Below are 6,769 nucleotides of genomic sequence, written 5' to 3'. Positions count from 1 at the left end.
ACTATTTTTTGTTTACTGCTTTGGCTTTTGATTCCCAGTAGTTCATGAGATCATCGTAGTTTACGGGATTTGCAGGCTTCTGATTCACCAGTCGGCCGGATTCGAATCCTCTTAGAAGAATTGTCTCAGGTATTAAATATCAATTCAGAAATACCAACTCCAGACTCTTCTAATTTTGAATGACCGACCTTTTTAATTTTCCAGATCTTGACAATCATAAGCTTTTAGATTACCAAACCTGAAATGAATTTATTTCAAACACAAAAAGCCCTCTAAAAGAGGGCTTTTTATTGTATTTAGGAAATTGTAATTAATTACAATTTAGCAACATGTTTCGTTAATTTAGACTTCAGGTTAGAAGCTTTATTATCATGAATGATGTTCTTTTTAGCTAATTTATCAATCATAGAAATTACAGTTGATAATTTTGAAGTAGCGTCAGATTTTTCAGTAGCTAATCTTAATGCTTTGATAGCATTACGAGTAGTTTTATGCTGATATCTGTTAAGAACTCTTCTTTTTTCGTTACTTCTAATTCTTTTTAAAGCTGACTTATGATTTGCCATTTTATTATGTTTTTACCTTTTTATAATTCTTTTTCGTAGTCCGTAAGGGAATCGAACCCCTGTTACCAGGACGAAAGCCTGGAGTCCTAACCCCTAGACGAACGGACCCATTCTCCTTCTAAGTTTTCTTCAATCTGATCAATTGAAATTTTGTAGCCCGTAGCGGAATCGAACCGCTCTTACATGGATGAAAACCATGCGTCCTAACCGATAGACGAACGGGCCATTTAACATCAAGTTTAATAACTTAATTCGCAGTAAAAGTAGTAGCCCGTAGCGGAATCGAACCGCTCTTACATGGATGAAAACCATGCGTCCTAACCGATAGACGAACGGGCCTGCTTCTCTAATGCGGATGCAAAGATACATCTATTTTTAAGATGCACAATAGCTGAAGCAAAAAAAAATTATTTTTTTTAATATGCCTTGGCAAAAAGCACTCTTTTAGACGAAGGATTCCCAGTAAACACGCAGGTTCCCGGCTCTTCTAAAGCGTCTAAAGGAATACAACGAATTGTTGCTTTTGTCAGGTCTTTTATTTTCTCTTCAGTAGCTGCTGTTCCGTCCCAATGGGCTGACACAAAACCACCTTTTCCATCTAAAATTTCTTTAAACTCCTCAAAACTATTTACTTCCGTAATATGAGTATTACGATAGTCCAGCGCTTTACTAAATAAATCATTCTGAATCTGCTCTAACAGATCATTTATATAATTTACGATTCCATCAGCAGAAACGACTTCTTTTGTCAAAGTATCACGTCTTGCGACTTCAAAAGTTCCATTTTCTAAATCTTTTGGCCCTACGGCAATTCTAACAGGAACACCTTTTAGTTCCCATTCAGCAAACTTAAATCCCGGCTTTTGAGTCGTTCTGTCATCGTATTTAACTGAAATTTTCAATTTCTTCAGTTTAGCCGTCAATTCATTAACTGCAGCGGTAATTTGCTCCAACTGTTCGTCTGTCTTATGAATTGGAACAATAACAACTTGTATTGGAGCCAAATTTGGAGGCAAAACCAATCCCTGATCATCAGAGTGTGTCATAACCAATGCCCCCATCAGACGAGTAGAAACTCCCCATGATGTACCCCAAACATGTTCCTGCTTTCCTTCTGCGTTCGCAAACTTTACATCAAAAGCTTTTGCAAAATTCTGCCCAAGAAAGTGTGACGTACCAGCCTGTAATGCTTTTCCATCCTGCATCAGTGCTTCAATACAATAGGTCTCATCGGCACCGGCAAAACGCTCTGTTTCTGTTTTTATACCTTTAACAACCGGAATTGCCATAAAATTTTCGGCAAAATCAGCATACACATTCATCATTTTTTCAGATTCTTCAAGTGCTTCTGCCTTTGTAGCATGTGCCGTATGTCCTTCCTGCCACAAAAATTCAGCGGTTCTTAAAAACAAACGCGTACGCATTTCCCAACGAACCACATTTGCCCACTGATTAATTAACAAAGGTAAATCTCTGTAGGATTGTACCCATCCTTTATAAGTAGACCAGATAATTGCCTCGCTTGTTGGACGAACAATAAGTTCTTCCTCCAGTTTTGCATTTGGATCAACCATTAGCTTTCCAGGTTTATCAGGATCATTTTTTAATCTGTAATGTGTAACAATAGCACATTCCTTTGCAAATCCTTCTGCATTTTTTTCTTCCGCCTCAAACATGCTTTTGGGCACAAATAAAGGAAAATACGCGTTCTGATGTCCGGTCTCTTTAAACATTCTGTCTAACTCAGCCTGCATTTTTTCCCAAATAGCATATCCGTAAGGTTTAATAACCATACATCCTCTAACTCCTGAATTTTCGGCTAGATCTGCTTTGACAACCAGCTCGTTATACCACTTTGAATAATCTTCTGATCTTGTAGTGAGGTTCTTACTCATATTGAATAGTTTGGCACAAATTTTGTTTTAATAATTTTAACTAAATAGTTTGACAAAACTAACTATTTTTGTAATGTGCAACAATAAAAAACACCACAGATATGAAAACTTCTATTTCTCTTCGCCAAAACTCAAGTCATTTTTACTTAATTGGATTATTGAGTTTTCTTCTTGCATCGTGTGGTTCTTACCAGAATACATCTTATTATGACAATGATGGTGTTTATGGTAACACACGAAACACTTACGCACAAGCGACTACCTCAGAGACCAACAATCAATATAAGGACTACTTCAAATCATTACAGAACGACGATCAGCCTACTGAAATTTTTACAGATGTAGATAATTATGGTAATTATGCTGAGAACGACAGTACTGAAACTACAACTGCTACTGCCTACCCTGCCTGGGGAAGCAGCAACACTGAAGTAGCTATTAATTATTACCCAAGCAACTCATGGTCATGGGGAATTTCTGCCGGATGGGGAGGATATCCTTATTACGGATGGGGTTACCCTGGATATGGATGGGGCGGTTATCCCGGATACGCATGGGGAGGATATCCTTATTACGGATATGGATACGGATGGGGCTACCCGGGTTATGGATGGGGCGGTTATGCAGGATATTGGGGAAGACCTTCCTACCGATATAATAATTATGCCTATAATTATGGAAGAAGAGGTTCTGCTTCTTATTACGGCGGTAGAGATTACTCCTCAAACAGAAATTACACTAACAGAAGCTACAGTAATAGAAATTACACCAATAGAAACTTCACCAACAGAAGCTATACGAACAACAGAAATAGCTATACTACTAACAGACGCGAATATACAGACTTCAGAAGAAGTTCTTCTGCAAATGGCAGAACAACAACAAATCCAACTTTTACAAATAGAAGCTATACGCAAAGACAAAATAACAGCTATGATTATTCTAACAGAAGATCAAGCGGTACAACCCGAAACTACAATAACACGACAAACAGCACCCCAACAAGAAGTTACTCTCCTAGCCCATCACGTTCTATGAACAGTGGAGGAGGAAGCATGAGATCATCCGGCGGTGGCGGTGGCGGCGGTGGAAGATCGTACGGTGGTGGCGGTGGCGGAAGAAGATAACTTCCTGTTCGTTACACCTAATACAATCATTTAAAAATTGAATCCAATGAAGAAAATAGTATTCCTATTAATAGCGGGACTATCTTTTAGCGTCTCACATTCACAAGAAGTTTCAGACGCCGTTCGTTATGCACAAGACAACCTTACCGGAACTGCCCGATTCAGAGCCATGGGCGGAGCCTTTGGAGCAGTGGGCGGAGACCTTTCTTCTTTAAGCGTGAATCCTGCAGGATCGGCCATATTTGTCAACAATCAAACCGGAATAACGTTAAGCAATCAGAGTATTAAAAACAACGCCAACTATTTTGGCACAAATACCAGTGACGACAAAAATTCTTTTCTCCTGAATCAGGCTGGGGGTGTTTTTGTTTTTCATGACAGAAACCCAAACAGCAACTGGAAAAAAATTGCTATTGGAGCTACATATGAGAATACTAAAAATTTTGACAATAACAATTTCTCAGCAGGAACTAATCCCACTAAATCTATAGATGGCTATTTTTTAGCTTATGCTAACAAAGGCAATAACGGCGGACCTGTCCCTCAAAGTTTCGTTGGGTTAGGCAATAATGAATCGATTGGAGATTTATATGATTTTTTAGGCACCAACTTACCAAACAAGCAATATCCCAACTTAACCGGTTATAGTGCCCAACAGGCGATGTTAGGTTATCAGGGATTTATAATCAATACAGCTAATACTAATGATCCAAATAGCGCTTACAACACTAATGTTCGAGCCGGAGGCAATTACTATCAGGAAAACGAAGTGTACGAAACAGGTTACAATAGCAAAGTAAGTTTCAATATTGCAACATCGTACAAAGACCGCTTGTATTTAGGAGCCAATTTAAATGTGCACGTAACAGACTACAGGAGAACCAGTACTTTTTATGAAAGAAATGAAAATCCTTTAGTTGCAGGTGAAACCATATCAAGTTTACGTTTCAACAATGACCAATATACGTATGGTAATGGGTTTTCTTTTCAACTTGGGGCTATCGCGAAGGTTACGGAATCTTTTCGTCTTGGTTTAGCTTATGAATCCAATACCTGGTACGAACTGTATGATGAAATTTCACAAAGTCTTTACACTACACGTCAGGCTGCAGGAGGCCAGCCTATAGACAAAGTTGTTAATCCGAATGTTGTTAATGTTTATGAACCTTACACTTTACAAACTCCGGGAAAAACAACTTTTAGTGCTGCTTATGTATTCGGAAAATCCGGTTTGATCAGTGTGGATTATGCCATTAAAGATTACGGAAATACAAAATACAAACCCACAAGCGATCAGGGCTTCAGAGGCCTGAACAACCAGATAAGCGAAGAGTTAACTTCTACAGGAGAACTTAGGGTTGGTGCAGAATATAAAATCAAACAACTAAGTTTACGCGGTGGTTATCGTTTTGAAGGAAGCCCTTATAAAGACGGAACAACAATTGGCGATTTAACCAGTTATTCGGGCGGTTTAGGATATAATTTTGGCACTACAAAAGTAGATTTAGCCTATTCCTACTTAGAAAGAAAATCAAACCAAGGTTTCTTTGCCCAAGGATTTACTGATGGTGCAAACATCTCATCGAAGCTGAACAATGTTTCCTTGACTTTATTATTTGAGTTGTAATTAAAGATAAATAGAATGAATGAAAAATCCGTTAAGTATTTGCTTAACGGATTTTTTTTAGCCCTGATAAAAGCGTAATTTTTCCAGAATTACTTTCCACAAAAAAAATACGTTTGATAACAGCTCTGAAAGCGATTGAAAGCTTCATAAAAAACAGCTAAAAGAAAGGGAAACAGGCGGTGTTTGAATAAAAAAGTGTAATTTTGCACTCCAATTTATAAAAGTATGAGAACCAAGTCTTTAAAAAAGAACAAAATTAACGTAATCACTCTTGGGTGTTCGAAGAATGTATATGACAGTGAAGTCCTGATGGGACAGCTTCGTGCAAGCGGAAAAGATGTTGAACATGAAGCGCCTGCAGAACGAGAAGGAAACATCATTGTAATTAACACCTGTGGTTTTATTGATAATGCCAAAGCAGAATCGGTAAACATGATTTTGGAATATGCTGATAAAAAAGACAAAGGACTTGTTGATAAAGTATTTGTAACCGGATGTTTATCGGAGCGTTACAGACCAGATTTAGAAAAAGAAATCCCGAATGTTGATCAATATTTCGGTACCACCGAACTGCCTCAGTTATTGAAAGCACTAGGAGCCGATTATAAACATGAATTATTAGGAGAGCGTTTAACCACAACTCCAAAAAATTACGCTTACTTAAAAATTGCCGAGGGCTGCGACAGACCCTGCAGTTTTTGCGCGATTCCGTTAATGCGTGGCAAGCACGTTTCCCAAACGATTGAAAAATTAGTTAAAGAAGCAGAAGGCCTGGCTAAAAACGGGGTTAAAGAACTTATTCTGATTGCTCAGGATTTAACGTATTATGGTCTTGACATTTACAAAAAGAGAAATCTTGGCGAACTTCTGGAAGCTTTAGTAAAAGTTGAAGGTATTGAGTGGATCCGTCTGCATTATGCTTTCCCGAGCGGTTTCCCGATGGATGTTTTGGAAATTATGAAACGTGAACCTAAAATTTGCAACTATATTGATATTCCATTGCAACACATTTCGGATTCTATATTAAAGTCTATGCGTCGTGGAACTACACAAGCTAAAACGACCCAATTATTAAAAGAATTCCGTGCTGCTGTTCCCGGAATGGCAATCAGAACGACTTTAATTGTTGGATATCCGGGTGAAACTCAGGAAGATTTTGAAATCCTGAAAGATTTTGTTCAGGAAATGAAATTTGACAGAATGGGATGTTTTGCCTATTCACACGAAGAAAATACTCATGCTTACTTACTTGAAGATGATGTTCCGGACGATGTAAAACAAGCCAGAGCTAATGAAATCATGGAGTTACAATCTCAAATTTCATGGGATTTAAACCAGGAAAAAGTTGGGCAAGTCTTTAAATGTATCATTGACAGAAAAGAAGGCGCGCATTTTGTAGGCCGAACGGAGTTTGACAGCCCTGATGTTGATAACGAAGTATTAATTGACGCTTCGAAACATTACGTAAAAACAGGAGATTTTGTTAATATCAAGATAATTGAAGCAACAGAATTTGATTTATACGGAGAACCTGCTTAAATTTACAATAGATAT

At 38.0% G+C, this 6,769-nt stretch carries 5 protein-coding genes and 3 tRNA genes; 3 read left to right on the top strand and 5 right to left on the bottom strand.

All coding sequences use genetic code 11. The annotated features are described in order from the left end of the window. Positions 1 to 314 precede the first annotated feature (314 nt). The 5 genes from rpsT to proS form a co-directional block, all read right to left on the bottom strand. The gene (gene rpsT / locus D0817_RS17995) at positions 315 to 566 is read right to left on the bottom strand and encodes a 30S ribosomal protein S20 (RefSeq protein ID WP_127339747.1); all 252 of its coding nucleotides are present in this window, start codon (positions 564 to 566) and stop codon (positions 315 to 317) included. Positions 567 to 602: 36 nt separating this feature from the next. Further along, positions 603 to 674 (bottom strand) — tRNA-Glu (locus tag D0817_RS17990). Positions 675 to 719: 45 nt separating this feature from the next. Further along, positions 720 to 791: transfer RNA gene (locus D0817_RS17985), tRNA-Glu, on the bottom strand. A 42-nt stretch (positions 792 to 833) separates the two neighbouring features. Beyond that, positions 834 to 905, bottom strand: a tRNA-Glu gene (locus D0817_RS17980). Between the two features lie 77 nt (positions 906 to 982). Next, positions 983 to 2,461, bottom strand: coding sequence for a proline--tRNA ligase (gene proS / locus D0817_RS17975; protein WP_127339746.1), 1,479 nt, complete (start codon positions 2,459 to 2,461; stop codon positions 983 to 985). A 101-nt stretch (positions 2,462 to 2,562) separates the two neighbouring features. Between proS and D0817_RS17970 the strand changes: the two genes are divergently transcribed. The 3 genes from D0817_RS17970 (at position 2,563) to rimO (ending at position 6,754) form a co-directional block, all read left to right on the top strand. Further along, a complete protein-coding gene (locus D0817_RS17970; protein WP_127339745.1) occupies positions 2,563 to 3,588 on the top strand; it encodes a hypothetical protein in 1,026 nt (341 codons plus the stop codon). 46 nt (positions 3,589 to 3,634) lie between these two features. Continuing rightward, positions 3,635 to 5,215 (top strand): OmpP1/FadL family transporter, encoded by a 1,581-nt coding sequence (locus tag D0817_RS17965; protein ID WP_127339744.1) that lies wholly within the window; start codon positions 3,635 to 3,637, stop codon positions 5,213 to 5,215. Between the two features lie 225 nt (positions 5,216 to 5,440). Further along, the gene (gene rimO, locus D0817_RS17960) at positions 5,441 to 6,754 is read left to right on the top strand and encodes a 30S ribosomal protein S12 methylthiotransferase RimO (protein ID WP_127339743.1); all 1,314 of its coding nucleotides are present in this window, start codon (positions 5,441 to 5,443) and stop codon (positions 6,752 to 6,754) included. The last annotated feature ends 15 nt before the right edge of the window (positions 6,755 to 6,769 follow it).

Origin of the sequence: Flavobacterium cupreum, from assembly GCF_003996965.1 — a bacterium.
Classification (GTDB): Bacteria; Bacteroidota; Bacteroidia; order Flavobacteriales; family Flavobacteriaceae; genus Flavobacterium; species Flavobacterium cupreum.
This window is presented reverse-complemented; position numbering and strand designations above follow the sequence as displayed.